Source organism: Pasteurella oralis (assembly GCF_042681465.1).
In the GTDB taxonomy this organism is placed as follows: Bacteria; Pseudomonadota; Gammaproteobacteria; order Enterobacterales; family Pasteurellaceae; genus Pasteurella; species Pasteurella oralis.
In genome coordinates this window covers 57,120-77,592 of sequence record NZ_JBHUFP010000001.1, presented here as the reverse complement: position 1 = coordinate 77,592, position 20,473 = coordinate 57,120, and the positions used below count along the sequence as shown (strand labels likewise).

Below are 20,473 nucleotides of genomic sequence, written 5' to 3'. Positions count from 1 at the left end.
TTATCTCAATTTTAAGGATTTTATTATGGAAAACTTTAAACATTTACCAGAACCGTTTCGTATTCGTGTTATTGAGCCTGTGAAAAGAACAACGCGTGAATATCGCGACGAAGCAATTTTAAAAGCAGGTATGAATCCATTTTTATTAGATAGTGAAGATGTGTTTATTGATTTATTGACGGATAGTGGTACTGGCGCGATAACACAAGAAATGCAAGCAGCAATGTTACGTGGTGATGAAGCTTATAGTGGTAGCCGTAGTTACTATGCGCTAGCGAATGCGGTAAAAGAGATTTTTGGTTATGAATATACCATTCCAACCCATCAAGGTCGTGGTGCGGAGCAAATTTATATTCCTGTATTAATCAAAAAACGTGAGCAAGAGAAAGGCTTAGATCGTAGCAAAATGGTGGTATTTTCAAACTATTTCTTTGATACCACACAAGGTCATAGCCAAATCAATGGGGCAACTGTGCGTAATGTTTATACGAAAGATGCGTTTAATACAGGTGTTAATGCTGATTTTAAAGGCGATTTTGATCTTGAAAAATTAGAACAGGGCATTCTGGAAGTCGGTCCAAATAATGTGCCTTATATTGTATGCACCATTACTTGTAACTCTGCGGGTGGTCAACCTGTGTCATTAGCTAATATGCGTGGCATGTATGAAATTGCACAAAAATACGATATTCCCGTCATTATGGATTCTGCCCGTTTTGCAGAAAATGCTTATTTTATTCAACAGCGCGAAGCGGGTTATAAAGAATGGACCATCGAACAAATTACTTATGAAAGTTATAAGTATGCCGATGCATTAGCAATGTCCGCTAAAAAAGATGCAATGGTACCAATGGGTGGCTTATTATGTTTCAAAGATAAACGGATGGAAGACGTGTATAACGAATGCCGTACGCTTTGTGTCGTACAAGAAGGCTTCCCAACCTATGGTGGTTTAGAGGGTGGTGCTATGGAGCGCTTAGCGGTTGGCTTACGTGATGGTATGCATCAAGATTGGTTAGCTTATCGTATTAATCAAATTGAATATTTAGTAAATGGGTTAGAGGAAATTGGTGTAGTTTGCCAACAGCCAGGTGGACATGCCGCATTCGTTGATGCGGGTAAATTATTACCACATATTCCAGCAGATCAATTCCCAGCACAAGCACTTGCTTGTGAGTTGTATAAAGTTGCAGGGATACGCGCAGTAGAAATTGGTTCATTCTTATTAGGACGTGATCCAAAAACAGGTAAACAACTCCCTTGCCCAGCAGAGTTATTGCGTTTAACTGTGCCGCGTGCAACTTATACTCAGACACATATGGATTTCATTATCGAAGCATTTAAGCACGTCAAAGAGAATGCCGAAAATATTAAGGGTTTAACCTTTACTTATGAACCCAAAGTGTTACGCCACTTTACGGCACGCTTAAAAGAAGTCTAAAAAACTTAATGCAGTTTCTGTTTATGCAGAAACTGCATTTTTCATTTTATTTTATGAAAAGGGAAAAGCATTATGAAAAAGACGCCTTCAATTTTCGGTGGTGCCTGTATTATTGCCAGTGTGTGTGTCGGCGCAGGAATGCTAGGCTTACCAAGTTCTGGTGCAGGTGCATGGACAATTTGGTCCATTCTGACCATCTGCTTTACGATGTTAACCATGACGGTTTCAGGTTGGTTATTGTTAGAAGCGTATAAACATTATGATCTGCGTGCTTCATTTAATACCGTGACTAAGGCTATGCTGGGTAATTCAGTGAATGTGATCAATAACTTAGCTGTCTATTTTGTGGGCGGGATTTTGCTTTATGCTTATACAACTGCTTCAGGTGGGATTTTAAGTGGGTTGGCAGCCCCATTTTTTGAACTTGATTCACGTATTTGGTCAGTGATTTTTGTGTTAGTTTTTTCATTCTTTGTTTGGCATTCTACGCGTATTGTTGACCGAGTATCTGTCATCTTGATTGTGTTTATGTCATTGTCATTTATTTTCAGTATATTTGGTCTCACTGTGAATATTGATTTAGCAACATTGTTTGATACAAAAGGGACTGATTCTAATTACGCTATGTATGCAATGGGGCTGTTACCTGTCGCATTGACTTCGTTTGGCTATCACCATTCTGTTGCAACAATGCGCGCTTATTATGGTGATGAGTGTAAAGCAAAATATGCGATTTTAGGTGGGACTGCGATTGCTTTAGCACTTTATTTATTATGGGTTATTTCAATTTTTGGCAATTTACCTCGTAACCAATTTGGACCTGTACTTGAAAGCGGTGGGAATTTAGATGTACTACTGAGTGCACTGGGTAATGTGATTGAATCTGCATCAGTAAAACAAGCGATTAATGCGTTTTCTATAGCAGCTATTTTATCTTCATTTATTGGGGTTGGCTTAGGAGTATTTGACTTCCTAGCTGACTTCTTTAAATTTGATAACAGCAAAGAAGGACGTTTTAAATCTTGGGCGGTGACGTTCTTACCACCATTGATTTTATCTGTATCCTTCCCACTTGGTTTCTTAAAAGCGATTGGCTATGCTGGTGCAGTTGCAACAATTTGGACATGTATTATCCCAGCGTTGCTTGCTAGAAAATCGCGTACTATGCCAAATGGTCAAACTGGATTTAAAGTAGCTGGCGGGAATGTGACCATTGTTATTGTGATCTTATTTGGTATTGCTACTGCGCTATTCCATTTCCTTGCTATGTTCAATATGCTACCTGCCTTTAAAGGCTAATTATCATTATCAATTATAAGAGATATATGATCTGCACCTCAAAAGTTGGACGACAAAACTAACTAAGGTGCAGATTTTTATTACCAAGTATAATTAACATTTCAAACAACAAGTTGTCGAATTCTATTTTCAACATCATCAATCACTTCCGTCTACATTAAAATATTGGGATTACAAGTAAAACAGAAAATGAAGCGGAAATATAATTCCTATGATGACATAGTAGAAAATGTAGCAAAAAATCTCTTGCAGCGTAGCTTTCATGCAGATAAACCCAATAAAGGATAACGGATATAACAGAATTTAAAAAGATGGTAATAAGCTTTACCTATTTCCTATTTTAGATTTATTTAAATAAATAAAATGATAACCTATCAAACCAGTCGTCATCCAAATTGACAACAAGTTGTGCAGATGCTGAAGCTGGCAATAAAAAACTATCTAAAAATACAAGCCCAATACAATATCGAACGACAATCTTTCAATTAATCAGTCTAATTTGGGGGACCAGATAAGCCCCCTGTAAATCACACCTAAAATCTAGAATTAAGCTCTTATTCTTCACATTTGCCTAATGCCATCGCCAATAGCGTAATTGGGTGTAAACAAGTTAACTGAGTTGACATATCAATCTGCCATTTGCATGTTTCACATTCAGAGATAACGTAATCAAAACCACCTTCATTAATATAATTAAACAACGGATTGCCAATAGCTTGTGAAACTTCATAATTCTCCGCTTTAAAACCGTAAGTACCTGCAATACCACAACATTGTGACGGTAATATCACAATTTCAACACCTGGAATTTGTTTTAATACCTCTAATGTGTAAGGTGCCCAACCTGCTTTTTCTACGTGGCAAGCCGTATGATAGGCAAGTCGTAATGGCAATGTTTTAAATGGGAATTTTTTACCTGCTTGCATTAATTGATACAGATAACGTGTCACAATATGCACATGTGGACGCACTTTTTGATTGTCCATGCCTAAAATATGATGATATTCATCACGTAGATTCATCGTACAACTTGAAGATGTTCCCACTACCTCTAAACCACGCTCATCAATCGTCTTACCCAAATATTTTAGGTTAAACTCTGCTTGTTTTTTTGCTCTTTCTGGAAAACCATTCACTGATAATGGCAAACCACAACATTTTTCTTTTTCCAGCAATACCACGCCAATATCAAGGGCATTGAAGACTTGAATCAGCTCTTTGCCAAGTTGTGGATTATTGTAATTGACATAACAACCATGATAATAAGCAACTTTATCTTTATACAATGCTTGCTCATCTACTACTTTTTTCAAATACCAACTACGAAAAGAGCCAAAAGAATATTTTGGTAACGTGCGATGTTTACTAACGCTTAACGTTTTTTCAAGTAAGAAACGTGTAGCTTTTAAACCTGTAATCGTATTTACAATCGGTGCAAACGGCGTATTCATTTTGCCCATAATATCCGTATTACTTAATACTGCATCACGTAATTTATGCATGAGTGGCTTATTTTGACGAGCGACATTATTATTTCTGGCTCGTACAATTAAATCACCGATTTTCACATCAGAAGGACAAGCTACTTCACAGCGTTTACAGTTAGTACAATATTTCAATGCCTCATCATAAAGTTCTGCACTTTTTAAACGTAAACGCTCACCATCTGGTCCCGCTTGTTTTGGTCCTGGATAAAAAGGATTTTGACGTGATACTGGGCAAACCGCAGTACAAGCTGTACATTTAATACAGCTTTCAAAACTCTCATCAATCTGTTGATGAGAAATGGGTGTAGTAGCATGTTGTTTTGCATTTTCAATCAATTGTTGAATATTCATAGCCCACCCCCTATGTGTTCTGCTGCAACCAAAGCAGTCACAACTGCAACCCCAGAACCACAACCTAATTCAATACCATTAAAACCACCTAAAATATTACCGATGGCATATAAATTTTCAAAAAACTGACCGCACTTTTGTACTTGGCATTGCGCGTTAATGATGACGCCTGCTGCTTGATAAGGCTGTGGCGAAGCAAAACGATTACTCGTCCAAGTCATACGATCTGTAGCATTAAAATCCTTATACGCCAATATATCGGCTTGAAAAATTGGCTCATAAATTTTATCAAAATCGGCCACTAATCCTTTACTGAAAAAACTACCACTAGCGAGCACAAAATCAGATGCTGTGATTGGTACTTCTTGGTGTAAATGCGTATAGACTCGCTTCACTCGATAATTTTCTACATCAGCGCTTACAACTTTATCCCCATTCATCATAAAACCACCTAATTGTTTAAAATAGTGGGTCAGTTGTTTATGTTGGCGCATGCCTAGTAATGATGGCGGCAAAGTAGGTAACTCAAATAATTCAAGCTGAGTTGCCTGTTTCAGTGCGTTAAAAAATTCTTGTGTTTCTAAGCCAAAACAAGCAGGCAAAAATACCGCTTTTGCCCCTTGCGCGGCTTCTCGAATTTCTCGTACTAAATCACTAAACGCTAATTTATGCTCCAATAATTGTGCAATATTCACACTACGAAACTCGCGCGAATGATTACGTAAATGATCCAATTCAGGAATATTTAAAAAACCTGTTGTAACTTCACAATGTGAAAATTGTGGATTTTGGACTAAATTTTCCGCCAATAACTGTGGCTGGAAGTCATGATAACCTTCGATACCTAATACTGCGATTTTATCATGTGGAAAAACAGCATGTTGACCCACTGTCGGCACACTATTTGGCGATAACCAAGTGCTACGCAAGCTACCTAATGGAGTTACTCGTAAATGATTTTGTGCACTTGAACCGACTAAACCGAGATTCAACTCTTGTGCCAATTGCTCAAACTGCTGTGCTTTCGCCATGACTTTTTCTTGACCAATCACACAATAAGGGTGTTGCGGTAATTGTTGATAAAGAGCGGTGTAATTTTGCTCAAAATGCTGAATTGGGCAACCACTTGGTAACTGCCCAAGTAAATCCATTGAGCCAGATGAAAAATCAATTGCTGCCTGTCCATTATTAATAATGACACATTGTTTACCTTGTTGTTGGAGAGCAATCCCACATGTCAAACCGGCAAGCCCACCACCAATAATTGCTACATCAAAATTCATTGTCATCTGTCCCTTGCTGTGCTTGCTGTTCAAGCGGTTTCACATCATTTAAGCCAAGTAAGCTGTAATAAACCCATGAGGTAAAATCAGCTTCTCGAATGGCTTCCCCCCAACAAATCGGCTCAATACCACGCCAGCGTTCCTCCATAAAAGAAGCAAGTTGTGTAGTGGATTGACGTGGCGTTACCACGCTAAAACGCGCCATTAAACCTGCCGCACGACAAGCGCATAATTCAGCTTGGCAAGTTCCCATCCCAACACGCGTACGACGGCGTAAATCAACCAAATTGTTCACACTTAATTCATCAACAGCATAACGCACTTCGCCAGCAGTAACCGCTTCACATTCACAAACTAATGAACGATCTAAACGTTCTGTTTGTAACAAACGCGTAGCACGCGAACCATGACGATATACGGCAGAATAACGAATAGTACTTGGTAAAGAAATGACACGCTTGCTAGTTTCTAATCGGCTTTCACTCGAACCGGGCAATGGCTGTTTTGCCGTAATACATGGCGCAGTTTTATTTAATTTTTGACAGATTAAATCGGTTGTCCATTCAGCCATTAAGCGATAAGTCATCAGTTTACCACCAGTAATGGTCACAAAACCCTCTAAACCATCACGTTCTGCATGGTCGAGTAACACGATGCCACGACTCACATTACGCCCAGAAGGATCATCATCAGTTGCAACTAGAGGACGAACGCCAGCATAAGCACGCAATACACGAGTGTGGCGTAATGAAGGTGCTAATTTCTCCCCTTCACGGAATAAAATATCTACTTCTTCGGGTGTGACAATCATATTATCAATTTGATCATAAGGAATACGGCTTGATGTGGTACCAATGACACAAATAGTATCCCCTGGTACTAAAATATCGGCATCAGCAGGCTTACGGCAGCGATTAATTACCATCTTATTAATTCGATGCCCCATCACTAACAACGCACCTTTCGCTGGGAACATTCTAATTTTTAAATCTGCATACTCGGCAATACCTTGCCCCCAAATGCCGCCAGCGTTAACAACAATAGGTGCAAAAAATTGGCGTTGTACTTTATATTTATGATCATAAACATTCACACCAATAATTTTTCCACCTTCCCGAATTAAGCCTTTCACTTCGCAATAAGTAAAAACACGTGCACCATTTTCAGTCGCATCTAACATATTAGACGCAGTTAAACGGAAAGGATCTATAGAACCATCTGGCACCACCACGGCACCCACTAATTCTGGGTTCACAGAAGGTTCTAAACGTTTAGCAAGTTCAGGTTCTATTGCGACAGCTTCAATGCCTGATGCGATACAACTTTCGATAAATTTTTTCTGATAGGCAAGATCATCTTCTGGTAGGGTAATAAACAAACCTTCTGTTTCATCTACACAATGACGAGCGATATTGCGCAAAATTTTATTTTCTTCAATGCATTCTTTAGCAGATTCTTGATCATTCACTGCATACCTTGCTCCACTATGCAACAAACCATGATTGCGCCCTGTTGCGCCTGTAGCAATATCTCTCCGCTCTAATAAAATACAGTCAATACCGCGCAATGCACAATCTCGGGCAATCCCTGCACCAGTGGCGCCCCCACCAATGATAATCACATCTGTACTAATAGGGCTTGTATCTGCGGTATTTTTATATATTTGAGGTGATATTTTCATCTTTCCTCTCCCACATAAACAAAAAAACGCTCAAATAAACGATACTTCTGCTGCCATTTTAGGCTAAACAAGCACAAACAAACAATCATTTGATCGAAAAAGAAAACTCAATTGTGATAAACATCACAATTTATTTTCTAAATAGTGCAAGAACGCAATATTTTTTGTGAAATCACTCACAAATTAGCACAATTTCGCTTTTCAGTTTTTTCTTTTCCCTTATTATCTGTGTAAGATTCTTGTTAAGAGAATGTTTTCATTTTTTGTTTCGTTTAACCTATTGGAGAATTGTATGTTTGGTCCATTTAAACCCGCTCCGCATATTCCGGAGCTTCCTGCGGACAAAATAGATGCCAGATACCGTTTCTTGCGTTGGCAAGTTTTTGCGGGCATCTTTTTTGGTTATGCGGCTTATTACTTTGTACGTGCAAACTTCGACTTAGCACAAAAAGGATTAATTGAAGCAGGTATGTATAACAAAGCTGAACTTGGTATTATCGGTACAGGGGCTGGTTTAGCATACGGCTTATCTAAATTCTTTATGGCATCTATTTCTGACCGTTCAAATCCAAAAGTCTTCTTACCATTCGGTCTTTTACTCTCTGGTTTATGTATGACCATGATGGGCTTAATGCCATGGGCAACTTCTGGTATTGCGGTCATGTTCATTCTCATTTTCTTAAACGGTTGGTTCCAAGGAATGGGGTGGCCGCCATGTGGTCGTACAATGGTACACTGGTGGTCTAAATCAGAACGTGGTTCTATCGTTTCGATTTGGAATACTGCGCACAACTTAGGGGGAATGGTACCGGGCGCAATGGTATTACTTGCAAGTGCGATTTATTTCAGTACTCATGGTGTTGAAGCTACGGCAAAAGATGTATGGCAACAAGCGCTTTACTATCCGGGTATTGCCGCAATGATTGCTGCAATTCCTATCTATTTTGTGATGAAAGATACGCCACAATCTTGCGGTTTACCACCAATTGAAAAGTGGCGTAATGACTATCCTGATGATTATAATGAAAAAACTTATGAGCACGATTTAACAACTAAAGAAATCTTCGTGACTTATGTATTGAAAAATAGATTATTATGGTACATCGCAATCGCTAACGTATTTGTCTATTTAATTCGCTATGGTGTATTAAAATGGTCACCAGTTTATCTTGGCGAAGTAAAACACTTCAACATTAAAGGAACTGCTTGGGCATATACTATCTATGAATTAGCAGCTATTCCAGGGACATTACTCTGTGGTTGGGTATCTGACCATGTATTTAAAGGTAAACGTGGCTTAACTGGCTTCATCTTCATGATTTTAACCACAATTGCTGTAGTTGCACTATGGATGAACCCTGCAACACCAGAATCTGAATTAGCACTTTATGAAGGTCATGCATGGTATGAAAACCCATATCAATTAACTGACTTTATCTTAATGACCACCATCGGTTTCTTAATTTACGGTCCTGTAATGTTAATTGGTTTACATGCACTCGAACTTGCACCGAAAAAAGCAGCAGGAACTGCAGCAGGCTTTACAGGTTTATTCGGTTACTTAGGCGGTACAGTATCAGCCTCTGCTGTAGTAGGTTGGGCAGCTGAATTCTATGGCTGGGACGGTGGCTTCTATGTCATGATTGTTGGCGGTATTTTAGCTATCTTATTAATGTTCATTACGATGATCGAAGAAAGCAAACATAAAGCAAGACTTGACGATCACTATGGTAAATAATTAATGGAATAAAAAAGGAAGATATGTGAAAACATTCTTCCTTTTTTTATGCAATCAAATTACCTATTGATACAACTTGAAAGGAGAATCTCTATGCAACTCACTAAATTCACCTTTTCTTTATCTATCCTCACTCTATCACTTGGCTTAGTGCAAACTGCGCTAGCAACAGATACCTGCCAATTGCCACATAAAACGGCATTACCTGAATATGAATACAAATTACATAAAGTCATGGAAGTCAGCGGTCGACAAGGTATCACAACCGATGGCAAATATCTTTATGTTTCAGGTAGTACAACGCTCGCCAAATATGATATGGATGGTAAGTTAGTTCATGAAAACAAAACACCTTTTGTTGGTTATCAAAAAGAAGCTAACCATATTGGTGATATCGATATTTATAACAATGAATTGTATGTTTCATCAGAATGGTTTGCTGATGGTGTAGGGACAAACATTCAAATTGCAATTCATGATGCCAACACACTTGCGTTAAAACGTGCTTTTGACTTCAATCCTGATTCAGGGCAAGTAGAAGTATCAGGGATTACTGTAGATACAGTCAATCAAAGCATTTGGATGGCCTCTTGGGTAGGCGAAGAAAGCGGTCGATATTTATATGAATATGATCTCGAAACAGGTAAATATAAGCGTAAAGTGCATTTACAGCCTGTACCACAATGGATTCAAGGGGTATTTGCCTATGAAGGTAAATTGTATCTGACCGCTGATGACGGTACCGCAGATGAAAAAGAGCATGATCATTTATATCGAGTAGAGATTTCAAATAAAAATAACGAAGGACGTGTTGTCTTAGAACGTACCTTAGATGATGTAAAAGATTATGGTGAAATCGAAGGATTAGTGGTTAATCCAATGACTAAACAAATGATTATTCATTCTAATCGAGGCAAACAAATTGTCTTAGGTATGCCAAAAGGTTTCTATCCGGGTTACGATCGTGAAATCAATGAGCTGTATTTCTACGATATGAAACCAAGATGTGAAAAATAATAACTTGATCAACAAGAGGATTCATCTATGAAATTAAAAGCAATCGCTACCGCAGTTGCGGTCTCAACCTTAGCAGCTTGTTCAAGCCAAAGTATGATGAACAACAGCGACAAACTTATCATTGCGCATCGTGGTGCAAGTGGTTATTTACCAGAGCATACACTTGAATCTAAAGCATTAGCATTTGGTCAAAAAGCAGATTATTTAGAACAAGACTTAGCAATGACCAAAGATAATCGTTTAATTGTCATTCACGATCACTTCTTGGACGGCTTAACAGATGTCGCTAAAAAATTCCCAAATCGCGCAAGAAAAGATGGTCGTTATTATGTGGTGGATTTCACCTTAAAAGAAATTCAAAGTCTTGAAATGACTGAAAACTTTAAAATAGAAAACGGCAAACAAGTTCAAGTATATCCAAACCGTTTCCCATTGTGGAAATCCCACTTCAAGATTCACACGTTTGAAGATGAAATCGAATTTATCCAAGGTTTAGAAAAATCCACAGGTAAAAAAATTGGTATCTATCCTGAAATCAAAGCGCCTTGGTTACATCACAAAGAAGGGAAAGATATTGCTGCTGCCACATTAAAAGTGTTGAAAAAATACGGTTATGACACTAAAGATGACATGGTTTATCTGCAAACATTCGATTTCAATGAACTAAAACGCATTAAAACTGAACTTATGCCAAAAATGGGCATGGATATCAAACTTGTTCAATTAGTCGCCTACACGGATTGGCATGAAACCGAAGAGAAAAATGCACAAGGTAAATGGGTAAACTATGATTACGATTGGATGTTCAAACCAGGCGCTATGGCAGAAGTAGCAAAATATGCGGACGGTGTGGGACCAGGTTGGTACATGCTGATCGATGATCAAAAATCTAAAGCAGGCAACATTGTTTACACCCCACTAGTCAAAGAATTAGCTAATTATAAGATGGAGCTTCACCCATATACCGTACGTAAAGATGCCTTACCTGCATTCTTCACCGACGTAAACCAAATGTACGATGCACTATTAAATAAAGCTGGTGCAACAGGTGTGTTCACTGACTTCCCAGATACTGGCGTAGCGTTTTTGAAGAAAAATAAATAGTCATCAACTGATGTGATAAAAAGTGCGGTCGAAATGTTAAGAATTTTGACCGCACTTTACTTAATTGATTAATTACTTCACTAACTCAAACGCAATCACCCAAAACCACTCCTCTTGTGGATAAATATCTGTAATCACTTGACGCAATTCAGGTAACGTCATGTTTTCTTGTTGAGCATGTTGTTCTGACAAATCATCAAAATGAATGGGGGTTACTGATAACACTTTAATATTGGTAAAAAAACGATCCGTTTCATTAGTATACACCGCCAAAATTTGATTTGGCTGAAAATACGACTCTGATTTATCACGAATAGTGATGGTTTTACGTCCTGCCAGAATGTCTTGTTCAAAGCGGGTGAAGAAGGTGATTTTATTTGAATCCATACTATTCTCCTCACTTCTTCCAATTCTTCAACGCATCCGCAAAAGCATTACCCATAGCGCTGTTACCAGTGTTGCGATCACGACTTTTTACTGGTTGATTTGTACGTGGCTTGGTGGATAAAGTGCGGTCGCTTTTTTCTGAATTTTTGACTGTACTTTCATCTAAACGCATGGTTAAAGCAATACGTTTACGAGGGACGTCTACTTCTAATACTTTCACTTTCACGATGTCACCGGTTTTCACCACTTGGTGTGGATCTTCCACGAACTTGTCAGAAAGTGAGGAGATATGCACTAAACCATCTTGATGGACACCGATATCCACAAAAGCACCGAAGTTGGTTACGTTAGTGACTGTTCCTTCTAAAATCATTCCCATTTTCAGATCGCTGATTTCTTCTACACCGTCCATAAAGGTGGCGGTTTTAAATTCACCACGCGGATCACGTCCTGGTTTTTCCAGTTCTTTGAAAATATCCTGTATCGTTGGTAAACCGAATTGGTCATCAATAAATTTTTTCGCATCGAGTTGACGCACGGCGCTGGCATTACCCATCAGATCTTGGATAGACTGCTCAGTGGCTTGTAGAATTTTTTCCACCACCGGATAGGCTTCAGGGTGCACACCTGACGCATCAAGCGGATTTTTCCCTGCTGCAATACGCATAAAGCCTGCACATTGTTCAAAGGCTTTTGGTCCTAAACGTGGGACTTTTTTCAGTTGATCACGGCTGTCGAAACGCCCGTTTTCATCACGATATGCCACGATATTTTGTGCGAGAGTTTTCGTCATACCCGCCACACGCGCCAATAAGGGGGCAGAGGCAGTGTTTAAATCTACCCCTACTGCATTTACGCAATCCTCCACTACTGCATCTAATTTACGCGCTAATTGACTTTGGTTGACGTCGTGTTGGTATTGCCCCACACCAATAGCTTTTGGTTCAATTTTGACTAATTCGGCTAATGGGTCTTGTAAACGGCGTGCAATCGACACCGCGCCACGTAAAGATACATCTAATTCTGGGAATTCTGCCGCCGCTAATTCCGAGGCAGAATAGACTGAAGCACCCGCCTCACTCACTACAACGGTCTGGGCTTGCCAATCCGTGAATTGTTTCATAATGTCTTTAACAAAACGTTCTGTTTCACGAGAAGCAGTACCGTTACCGATGGCGATAAGCTCCACATTGTGTTTTTTACCGAGCTGATAAATTGCCAGTGCGGCACGTTCTGTTTGCCCTGTATGTGGATAAACTGTATCAGTAGCCAGTAATTTACCTGTATTATCCACAACTGCGACTTTCACACCTGTACGCAAACCGGGATCTAATCCCATCGTATTTTTTGCACCCGCTGGTGCAGCCATTAAAAGTGCGGTCAAATTTCTGGCAAAAACGTCAATCGCTTCCTCTTCTGCTTTTTCGCGTAGGCTGCTCATTAATTCCGTTTCTAAATGCAATGCCACTTTAATCTTCCACGTCCATGCAATCACTTGCTCGCGCCATTTATCAGCAGGTTGACCTGCAAAACGCACACCCAAATGCTCACGAATAATCTCTTCACAATAACTTTGGCGTACGCCTTCTTCTTGTTCAGGATCAGCATTTAAACTTAACTGTAAGAAACCTTCATTACGCCCACGGAACATTGCTAATGCACGATGAGAAGGCACATTTTTGAGTAATTCTTGGTGAGCAAAATAATCTTGGAATTTTGCCCCTTCTGCTTCTTTACTTTCTAACACTTTTGAAACTAACACGGCACTTTGCTGTAAATAGCGGCGAACTTTCGCTAATAGTGTGGCATCTTCAGCAAAACGTTCCATTAAAATATATCTTGCTCCATCTAATGCGGCTTTGCTGTCAGCGACACCTTTTCCTGCATCAATAAAAGTGTGTGCACTAGATTCTGGTTCATTTTCAGGATTTGACCAAAGTAGATCTGCTAATGGCTCAAGTCCTGCTTCAATCGCAATTTGCCCTTTAGTACGGCGCTTCGGCTTATAAGGCAAATATAAATCTTCTAATTCAGTTTTACTTTGTACTTGCTGAATTTGATCACGTAATTCGTCGGTTAACTTGCCTTGTTCTTCGATGGATTTCAAAATCGTTTGGCGACGGTCTTCAAGCTCACGTAAATAAATCAAGCGAGTTTCGAAATGACGAAGTTGAGTATCATCTAAGCCACCAGTGACTTCCTTACGATAACGCGCAATAAAAGGGATGGTATTACCCTCATCTAATAATTGGATCGCAGCGAGAATTTGTTGTGGTTGCACGGTTAATTCCGTGGCAATAATTTGACTGATTTGTTGATTTAACATAGAACGACTTCTTTAAAATAACATGATAAAAATTGCCAATAGGATACTGTTTTTTAGGGTTAATTAATAGTTTTTATCATTTTTGCAGCAGAAAAATAATGCTAAACTAACATTGATTTAGCCCATGTTTAAAGGGCATAAATGGCTCAATTAAACAAGAGAAAATGTATGTCAAAATCAAATTATATCACCCGTGCTGGCTGGAACGCGTTAGATCAAGAACTGAAATTTCTGTGGAAAGATGAACGTCCCAAAGTGACACAAGCGGTTTCTGATGCAGCAGCGTTAGGCGATCGAAGTGAAAACGCAGAATATATTTATGGCAAACGTCGTTTACGTGAAATTGATCGTCGTGTACGCTTTCTCACCAAACGTTTAGAAGTGCTACAAATTGTTGATTATCACCCCAAACAAGAAGGTAAAGTTTTTTTCGGCGCTTGGGTGACTCTGGAAAATGAAGCAGGTGAAGAAAAACAATATCGTATTGTGGGTTGTGATGAATTTGATCCAGCAAAAAATTGGATTTCGATTGATTCCCCTGTCGCACGTGCGCTCATTGGTAAGTCTATTGATGATGAAATTAAAGTAGAAACGCCATCAGGTTTAGTTGTACTCTATGTGAATCAAATTTGGTATGAGAAGTAGAAAGAGGCACAACCATGTGCCTCTTTGAGAAATTATTTTACCTTATGCTGAGTAAAATGTTGTGTGAAGAAATAAGTGTGTTGTCCAATGGAATCTGTCCAATAAGCCCATGTGTGTCCACCTGGTTTTTCGGTATAAGTATGTGGAATATTTAAATCGAGTAGTTTTCGATGTAACTCACGGTTTGGTTCAATAAAGAAATCATCTATACCACAGTCAATGATAATCTGGCTTTTAGTAAAAATTAAACTATGTGCTAAGTCCTTAATATTATAGTTATGCCAATGATCATTCACTACAGCTGCGATTCCCCAATTATTTTTAAACTGTTCAATATTTACACCACCACTCATGCTCCCAATCTGACCAAATACATTCTGATTTTTAATACCAATATATAACGCACCAAATCCACCCATACTTAACCCAGTAATTGCACGCTGTTCTTTCGTTGGGTCAGTTGCATAATGTTTATCAATATATTCCACCAGCTCTTTTGCAACAAAGGTGTAATATTTGGAGTCTTTTTTCAATTCACTATCTAAGTACCAGCTATCATAGTTACCATCTGGTGAAACATAAATCACATCATATTTATCTGCTAATTCACCCAGTCCTGTTTTATCTGGATAATTGCGATTGTTGCCTGACCAACCATGTAGCGTATAAATCGTACTATATTTTTTGGTATCGGCATATCCCTCTGGCAAAACAACTGTGACAGGTATGTTTTTGTTCATCGCTTGGCTATAAACTTCAATGTTTTTCTCGCTAAATGCCATACTGGCAGCAGAATAACAAAGCCCTAAAATAACACTAGAGATTAAAATCATTTTTTTCATAAATCGCCTCTCTTATTATGTAAGCATTGACATCCAAAGCTGAGATACTGCCTGATATTCTCAATAAGCAATATAGACTTGTGCTGTACATAAAGCAAACAATTTACTGATGGGTTTTATAGCGAGAAGGAATAAGTCAATTCAACTAGCAAGGAAAATTTAAGTGAAACTGACCGCATTTAAAACAGAATAGACAAATAAAAAGGGAGCTTTCGTGGCTCCCTTGTATCAATAATGGCCTATTTTTTCGCACCGATTGGTAAAATTTCACGACCGTAAGAGTCGATAAGCATCTCTGCTGCAGCTAAGTAAAATGCGCAAAGGGCAGTCACTAAACCTAAATAACCACCAACATTCACAATACTGTGGTTTTCTGTTGCATCACCAATCGCTAATGCATAGAAAGTCAGTGTTAAAAAGAAGAAAATCGTTTGTAAGGCACGTGGCTTGCTAAAAGAAGCCAAGAACATCATTAACGTAAATGTTCCCCAAATCGCTAAATACCAACCGACAAATTGTGGCGCGGTATTACCTTTAAAGAAGATAACAAATAATGCCCATGACCACCAAAATGCACCATAACTAATAAAGGCTGTGAAACCAAAAGTATTGCCTTTTTTGTACTCAAACATACCTGCAATAATTTGTGCAGTGCCACCAAAAGCAAATGCCATACCAAATACAAGACCTAAATTTTGCGCGTCAAAAAAACCACCATTAATTAAACTTAATAACCATGTTGTTAAAGCAAAACCACATAGACCTAACGGACCTGGGTTTGCATAATTTTTTGCTGATGACATAACAAGTTTCCTTAGAAATAAATAAAAATATCGGGCGATAAAAGGTGCGATAGTATCCACGATCTTTCGCCAGAAATAAAGAGGGAAGCGAAAAAATATTGTATATAAAACAAGCACACCAAAAAAAGTTGATCAAAATCACACTTTCGGTGGATTTTGCCAATTATGCTACTTTTTAGGTATATAAATGACTATAATTTTTTCAGTTTAAATAATTTAATTTTATAAATCTTTAGGAGAAATCATGATGAGTCATACTGCTGAAAAGACTATCAGCCCTGCACAAGCAGAAGTCAACATGCTAGTTGAAAAAGGGTTAGTGGCATTAGAAGAATTCCGCCAATTGAACCAACAACAAGTAGACTATATCGTCGCTAAAGCTTCTGTTGCCGCACTAGATCAACATGGTGTGCTTGCGATGCATGCTTATGAAGAAACAGGACGTGGCGTGTTTGAAGACAAAGCAACTAAAAATCTCTTTGCTTGCGAATATGTGGTGAATAACATGCGTAACTTAAAAACCGTTGGGGTAATTAGTGAAGATGATGTCACAGGTATTACTGAAATTGCGGATCCTGTCGGTGTCATTTGCGGCATTACACCGACTACCAATCCAACTTCAACCACCATTTTCAAAGCACTTATCTCACTAAAAACCCGCAATCCTATCATTTTCGCTTTCCATCCTTCTGCACAACAATCTTCAGTTCATGCTGCGCAAATAGTGTATCAAGCCGCCGTTGAAGCTGGCGCACCTAAAAATTGCATTCAGTGGATTGAAAAACCATCAATGGAAGGTACTGCGGCGCTAATGAAGCACCCAGGTATTGCTACAATTCTTGCTACAGGTGGTAATGCGATGGTGGAAGCAGCCTATTCTTGTGGCAAACCCGCGCTTGGTGTGGGCGCTGGTAATGTACCTGCTTATGTGGAAAAAAGTGCAGATATCAAACAAGCGACTCATGATATCGTGATGTCGAAAGCTTTTGATAACGGCATGATTTGTGCCTCAGAGCAAGCCGCCATTATCGATCAAGATGTTTATGATGAATTTGTGTCTGAGATGAAATCCTACGGCGTATACTTTGTCAATAAAAAAGAAAAAGCCATGCTTGAAGCATTCATTTTCGGTGTCAAAGCCAACAGCACAAACTGTAGTGGTGCAAAATTAAATCCGAATGTAGTAGGTAAACCTGCCACTTGGATTGCGGAACAAGCAGGCTTTAAAGTACCTGAAAAAACCAATATTTTAGCGGCAGAGTGTAAAGAAGTCGGTGAAAAAGAACCACTCACACGCGAAAAATTATCGCCAGTATTAGCTATCTTAAAATCAACTTCAACTGAACATGGTTTTGCATTATCAGAAGCAATGGTTAACTTCCATGGTCTAGGTCACTCTGCAGCAATTCATACGAAAGATGCGGATATTGCTAAAGCGTATGGTGAACGAGTAAAAGCGATTCGTGTCATCTGGAACTCACCTTCCACCTTTGGCGGTATTGGCGATGTATATAACGCTTTCCTTCCTTCTCTTACCCTTGGTTGTGGTTCTTATGGTAAAAACGCTGTAGGGAACAACGTAAGTGCGGTTAATTTATTAAATATTAAACGAGTAGGAAGACGGAGAAATAACATGCAGTGGTTTAAAGTGCCTTCAAAAATCTATTTTGAACGTGATTCAATTCAATATTTACAATCAATGAAAGGCATGGAACGTGTCGTTATCGTCACAGATAGAACTATGGTGGATTTAGGTTTTGTAGAAAAAATTGCAAAACAAATCACAGCGCGTGGTAATCATGTCACTTATCAATTATTTGCAGATGTTGAGCCAGATCCTTCAATTGAAACTGTGCAACGTGGTGTGGAATTAATCCGTAATTACCAACCGGATACTATTATTGCTTTAGGTGGTGGCTCGGCAATGGATGCCGCCAAAGTGATGTGGTTGTTTTATGAACAACCCGAAGTAGATTTCCGTGATTTAGTACAAAAGTTCATGGATATCCGCAAACGTGCGTTCAAATTCCCACAATTAGGGCGTAAAGCACGTTTTGTTGGTATTCCAACGACATCAGGAACAGGTTCAGAAGTCACCCCATTTGCCGTAATCACTGAAGGTGATAAAAAATACCCAATCGCGGATTATTCACTCACACCAACAGTTGCCATTGTAGATCCAGCTTTAGTTATGACAGTACCCGCACATGTGGCTGCTGATACGGGCTTAGATGTGTTAACCCATGCCACAGAAGCCTATGTATCAGTACTTGCTAACGACTTCACTGACGGTCTAGCCTTACAAGCAATTAAATTAGTATTTGAACATTTAGAGCGCTCTGTGACAGAAAAAGATCCTGAATCCCGTGAGAAAATGCATAATGCTTCAACTATTGCTGGTATGGCGTTTGCTAATGCGTTCTTGGGTATGAATCATTCATTAGCACACAAAATTGGTGGGCGTTTCCATACCCCGCATGGGCGTACTAATGCAGTCTTAATGCCACATGTGATTCGTTATAATGGCACTCGTCCACAAAAAACTGCGACTTGGCCAAAATATAACTATTACAAAGCTGATGTAAAATACCAAGAAATTGCACGTATGCTTGGCTTACCATGTGCTACACCAGAAGAAGGCGTAAAATCATTTGCCCAAGCCTGTTATGAACTGGCAGAACGTGTTGGTATTAAAATGTCCTTCAAAGAACAAGGTATTGATGAACAAGAGTGGATGGAGGCACGTCGCCAAATTGCTTTAGCTGCATTTGAAGACCAATGCTCACCCGCTAACCCACGCTTGCCAGTCGTCACCGATATGGAAGTGATTTTAACCAATGCCTATCATGGTTATCAGCCAAATCAGTACTAATTTAGCTATAGGCTAAAACCAAAGTGCGGTCAAAATTTTACAAATTTGTACCGCACTTTTTAAGTTGGCAGACATAAAGCGCTGTATTAACAGCACTTTATCTACTTTGAACAAAAGCTTACTCCACAGGATACCAATGCAAGCGACTAAATGCGATCTGACAAGCTTCCCCTTCTTTTGGTCCCGCATCACGCCGTCCTTTTTGTACACGTAATTCTTGTTGACCAATCAGAATACTGTAATCAACCACTTCACCTAAGTAGGAGCGACGTTTTACTACGCCCGGAATACCGCCTTGATTAACAAAATCAATTTCTGACGGACGTGTTGCCAAAATAGCCTGACCTTGCTGAATCAGCTCGCTAGTAGGTGTAGGTTGAATAACAAAATGTCCCTCAATACCAGCAAAAGACACACCTTGTGCGGATAGCCCCACATTTAACTGATTAGATAGCCCAATGAAGTTAAAGACAAATTTATTGGCAGGATTGTTATACACATTTAACGGTGTATCAATTTGTTCGATCATCCCTTTTTTCATCACTAAAATGCGATCCGATAATGCCATTGCTTCTGCTTGGTCATGAGTCACATAGATAATTGAAAAACCAAATTTACGTTGTAATGCTTTGATTTCAAAGCGCATTTCTTCCCTTAAATGCGGATCCAAACTCGATAAGGGTTCATCTAATAACATCACATCAGGATTTAACGCTAAAGCGCGTGCTAAAGCGACACGCTGTTTACCACCACCAGATAAATCATCAGGGCTTTTATCTGCCACTTTCAATAAATTGGTGTGCTTTAGTGCCTCTTTAGTGCGGGTTTCAATTTCCTGCTTGGACAAATTTTTCAACGTCAATGGAAATGCCACATTGTCATACACTGTCATATGCGGCCAGACCGCAAAAGCTTGGAATACCATACCAAAATTTCGTTTTTCTGGTGGTAAATAAAAGTTTGTCACTTTCGAAGAAAGTAAGCGTTCGCCTACACGAATCTCACCACCATCAAGGTCTTCAAAGCCTGCAATCATACGTAATGTAGTCGTTTTACCGCAGCCTGAAGGTCCTAACATAGAAAAGCACTCGCCTTTTTCAATCGATAAACTCAGATCTGGAATCGCAATGACATCACCGAATTTTTTCATCACATGATTAAGTTGAATATAACTCATAGTGTTCTCCTTAAAATTCG

The 20,473-nt window shown here is 39.1% G+C and carries 15 protein-coding genes and 1 pseudogene; 8 read left to right on the top strand and 8 right to left on the bottom strand.

All coding sequences use genetic code 11. From position 1 onward, the window contains the following. The first annotated feature begins 25 nt into the window (after positions 1-25). From tnaA to ACFSAV_RS00310, 3 genes and pseudogenes are all read left to right on the top strand, one after another. Complete coding sequence (tnaA, locus tag ACFSAV_RS00320; protein ID WP_379094879.1) at positions 26-1,441, top strand: tryptophanase; 1,416 nt, start codon at positions 26-28, stop codon at positions 1,439-1,441. 72 nt (positions 1,442-1,513) lie between these two features. Beyond that, positions 1,514-2,740, top strand: a complete 1,227-nt coding sequence (locus ACFSAV_RS00315) for an aromatic amino acid transporter (protein ID WP_379094876.1) — start codon at positions 1,514-1,516, stop codon at positions 2,738-2,740. 156 nt (positions 2,741-2,896) lie between these two features. Continuing rightward, positions 2,897-3,092: pseudogene (locus ACFSAV_RS00310) on the top strand (IS3 family transposase); the annotation flags it as partial. Positions 3,093-3,294: 202 nt separating this feature from the next. On the opposite strand, the gene glpC reads toward ACFSAV_RS00310, so the two are convergent. From glpC to glpA, 3 genes are read right to left on the bottom strand one after another with little or no spacing between them, the layout of a single operon-like run. Continuing rightward, complete coding sequence (gene glpC, locus ACFSAV_RS00305; RefSeq protein ID WP_379094873.1) at positions 3,295-4,578, bottom strand: anaerobic glycerol-3-phosphate dehydrogenase subunit GlpC; 1,284 nt, start codon at positions 4,576-4,578, stop codon at positions 3,295-3,297. Next, positions 4,575-5,861, bottom strand: coding sequence for a glycerol-3-phosphate dehydrogenase subunit GlpB (gene glpB, locus ACFSAV_RS00300; RefSeq protein ID WP_379095057.1), 1,287 nt, complete (start codon positions 5,859-5,861; stop codon positions 4,575-4,577). Before glpB ends, glpC begins: the two co-directional genes overlap by 4 nt. Then, positions 5,851-7,542: an anaerobic glycerol-3-phosphate dehydrogenase subunit A gene (glpA, locus tag ACFSAV_RS00295; protein ID WP_379094870.1), complete on the bottom strand. Its 1,692-nt coding sequence runs from the start codon at positions 7,540-7,542 to the stop codon at positions 5,851-5,853. The genes glpB and glpA overlap by 11 nt, the downstream gene beginning before the upstream one ends. Positions 7,543-7,834: 292 nt before the next feature. Here glpA and glpT point away from each other — a divergent pair, with 292 nt between their 5' ends. The 3 genes from glpT to glpQ all read left to right on the top strand — a co-directional run bounded on the left by glpT (position 7,835) and on the right by glpQ (position 11,401). Next, positions 7,835-9,280 (top strand): glycerol-3-phosphate transporter, encoded by a 1,446-nt coding sequence (glpT, locus tag ACFSAV_RS00290; protein WP_379094867.1) that lies wholly within the window; start codon positions 7,835-7,837, stop codon positions 9,278-9,280. 93 nt (positions 9,281-9,373) lie between these two features. Beyond that, positions 9,374-10,297 (top strand): YncE family protein, encoded by a 924-nt coding sequence (locus ACFSAV_RS00285; protein WP_379094864.1) that lies wholly within the window; start codon positions 9,374-9,376, stop codon positions 10,295-10,297. Between the two features lie 27 nt (positions 10,298-10,324). Next, a complete protein-coding gene (gene glpQ, locus ACFSAV_RS00280; protein WP_379094861.1) occupies positions 10,325-11,401 on the top strand; it encodes a glycerophosphodiester phosphodiesterase in 1,077 nt (358 codons plus the stop codon). Positions 11,402-11,473: 72 nt separating this feature from the next. Here glpQ and yqfB read toward each other — a convergent pair whose 3' ends face one another. Then, positions 11,474-11,788 carry a N(4)-acetylcytidine aminohydrolase gene (gene yqfB, locus ACFSAV_RS00275; protein WP_379094858.1) on the bottom strand — a complete coding sequence of 105 codons (315 nt, stop codon included), beginning with the start codon at positions 11,786-11,788 and terminating at the stop codon, positions 11,474-11,476. Between the two features lie 10 nt (positions 11,789-11,798). Then, the gene (locus tag ACFSAV_RS00270; protein WP_379094854.1) at positions 11,799-14,114 is read right to left on the bottom strand and encodes a Tex family protein; all 2,316 of its coding nucleotides are present in this window, start codon (positions 14,112-14,114) and stop codon (positions 11,799-11,801) included. Positions 14,115-14,282: 168 nt separating this feature from the next. Between ACFSAV_RS00270 and greB the strand changes: the two genes are divergently transcribed. Next, complete coding sequence (greB, locus tag ACFSAV_RS00265) at positions 14,283-14,759, top strand: transcription elongation factor GreB (protein ID WP_379094851.1); 477 nt, start codon at positions 14,283-14,285, stop codon at positions 14,757-14,759. Positions 14,760-14,791: 32 nt separating this feature from the next. On the opposite strand, the gene ACFSAV_RS00260 is transcribed toward greB, so the two are convergent. Both ACFSAV_RS00260 and ACFSAV_RS00255 read right to left on the bottom strand, forming a co-directional pair. Further along, a complete protein-coding gene (locus ACFSAV_RS00260) occupies positions 14,792-15,601 on the bottom strand; it encodes an alpha/beta hydrolase (protein ID WP_379094848.1) in 810 nt (269 codons plus the stop codon). A 239-nt stretch (positions 15,602-15,840) separates the two neighbouring features. Further along, positions 15,841-16,404 (bottom strand): acetate uptake transporter, encoded by a 564-nt coding sequence (locus ACFSAV_RS00255; RefSeq protein WP_101775680.1) that lies wholly within the window; start codon positions 16,402-16,404, stop codon positions 15,841-15,843. A gap of 247 nt (positions 16,405-16,651) precedes the next feature. Here ACFSAV_RS00255 and adhE point away from each other — a divergent pair, with 247 nt between their 5' ends. Further along, a complete protein-coding gene (gene adhE, locus ACFSAV_RS00250; protein WP_379095054.1) occupies positions 16,652-19,276 on the top strand; it encodes a bifunctional acetaldehyde-CoA/alcohol dehydrogenase in 2,625 nt (874 codons plus the stop codon). Positions 19,277-19,394: 118 nt separating this feature from the next. On the opposite strand, the gene ACFSAV_RS00245 is transcribed toward adhE, so the two are convergent. After that, on the bottom strand, positions 19,395-20,453 hold the full coding sequence (locus ACFSAV_RS00245; RefSeq protein WP_379094843.1) for an ABC transporter ATP-binding protein: 1,059 nt from the start codon (positions 20,451-20,453) through the stop codon (positions 19,395-19,397). Positions 20,454-20,473: the final 20 nt, after the last annotated feature.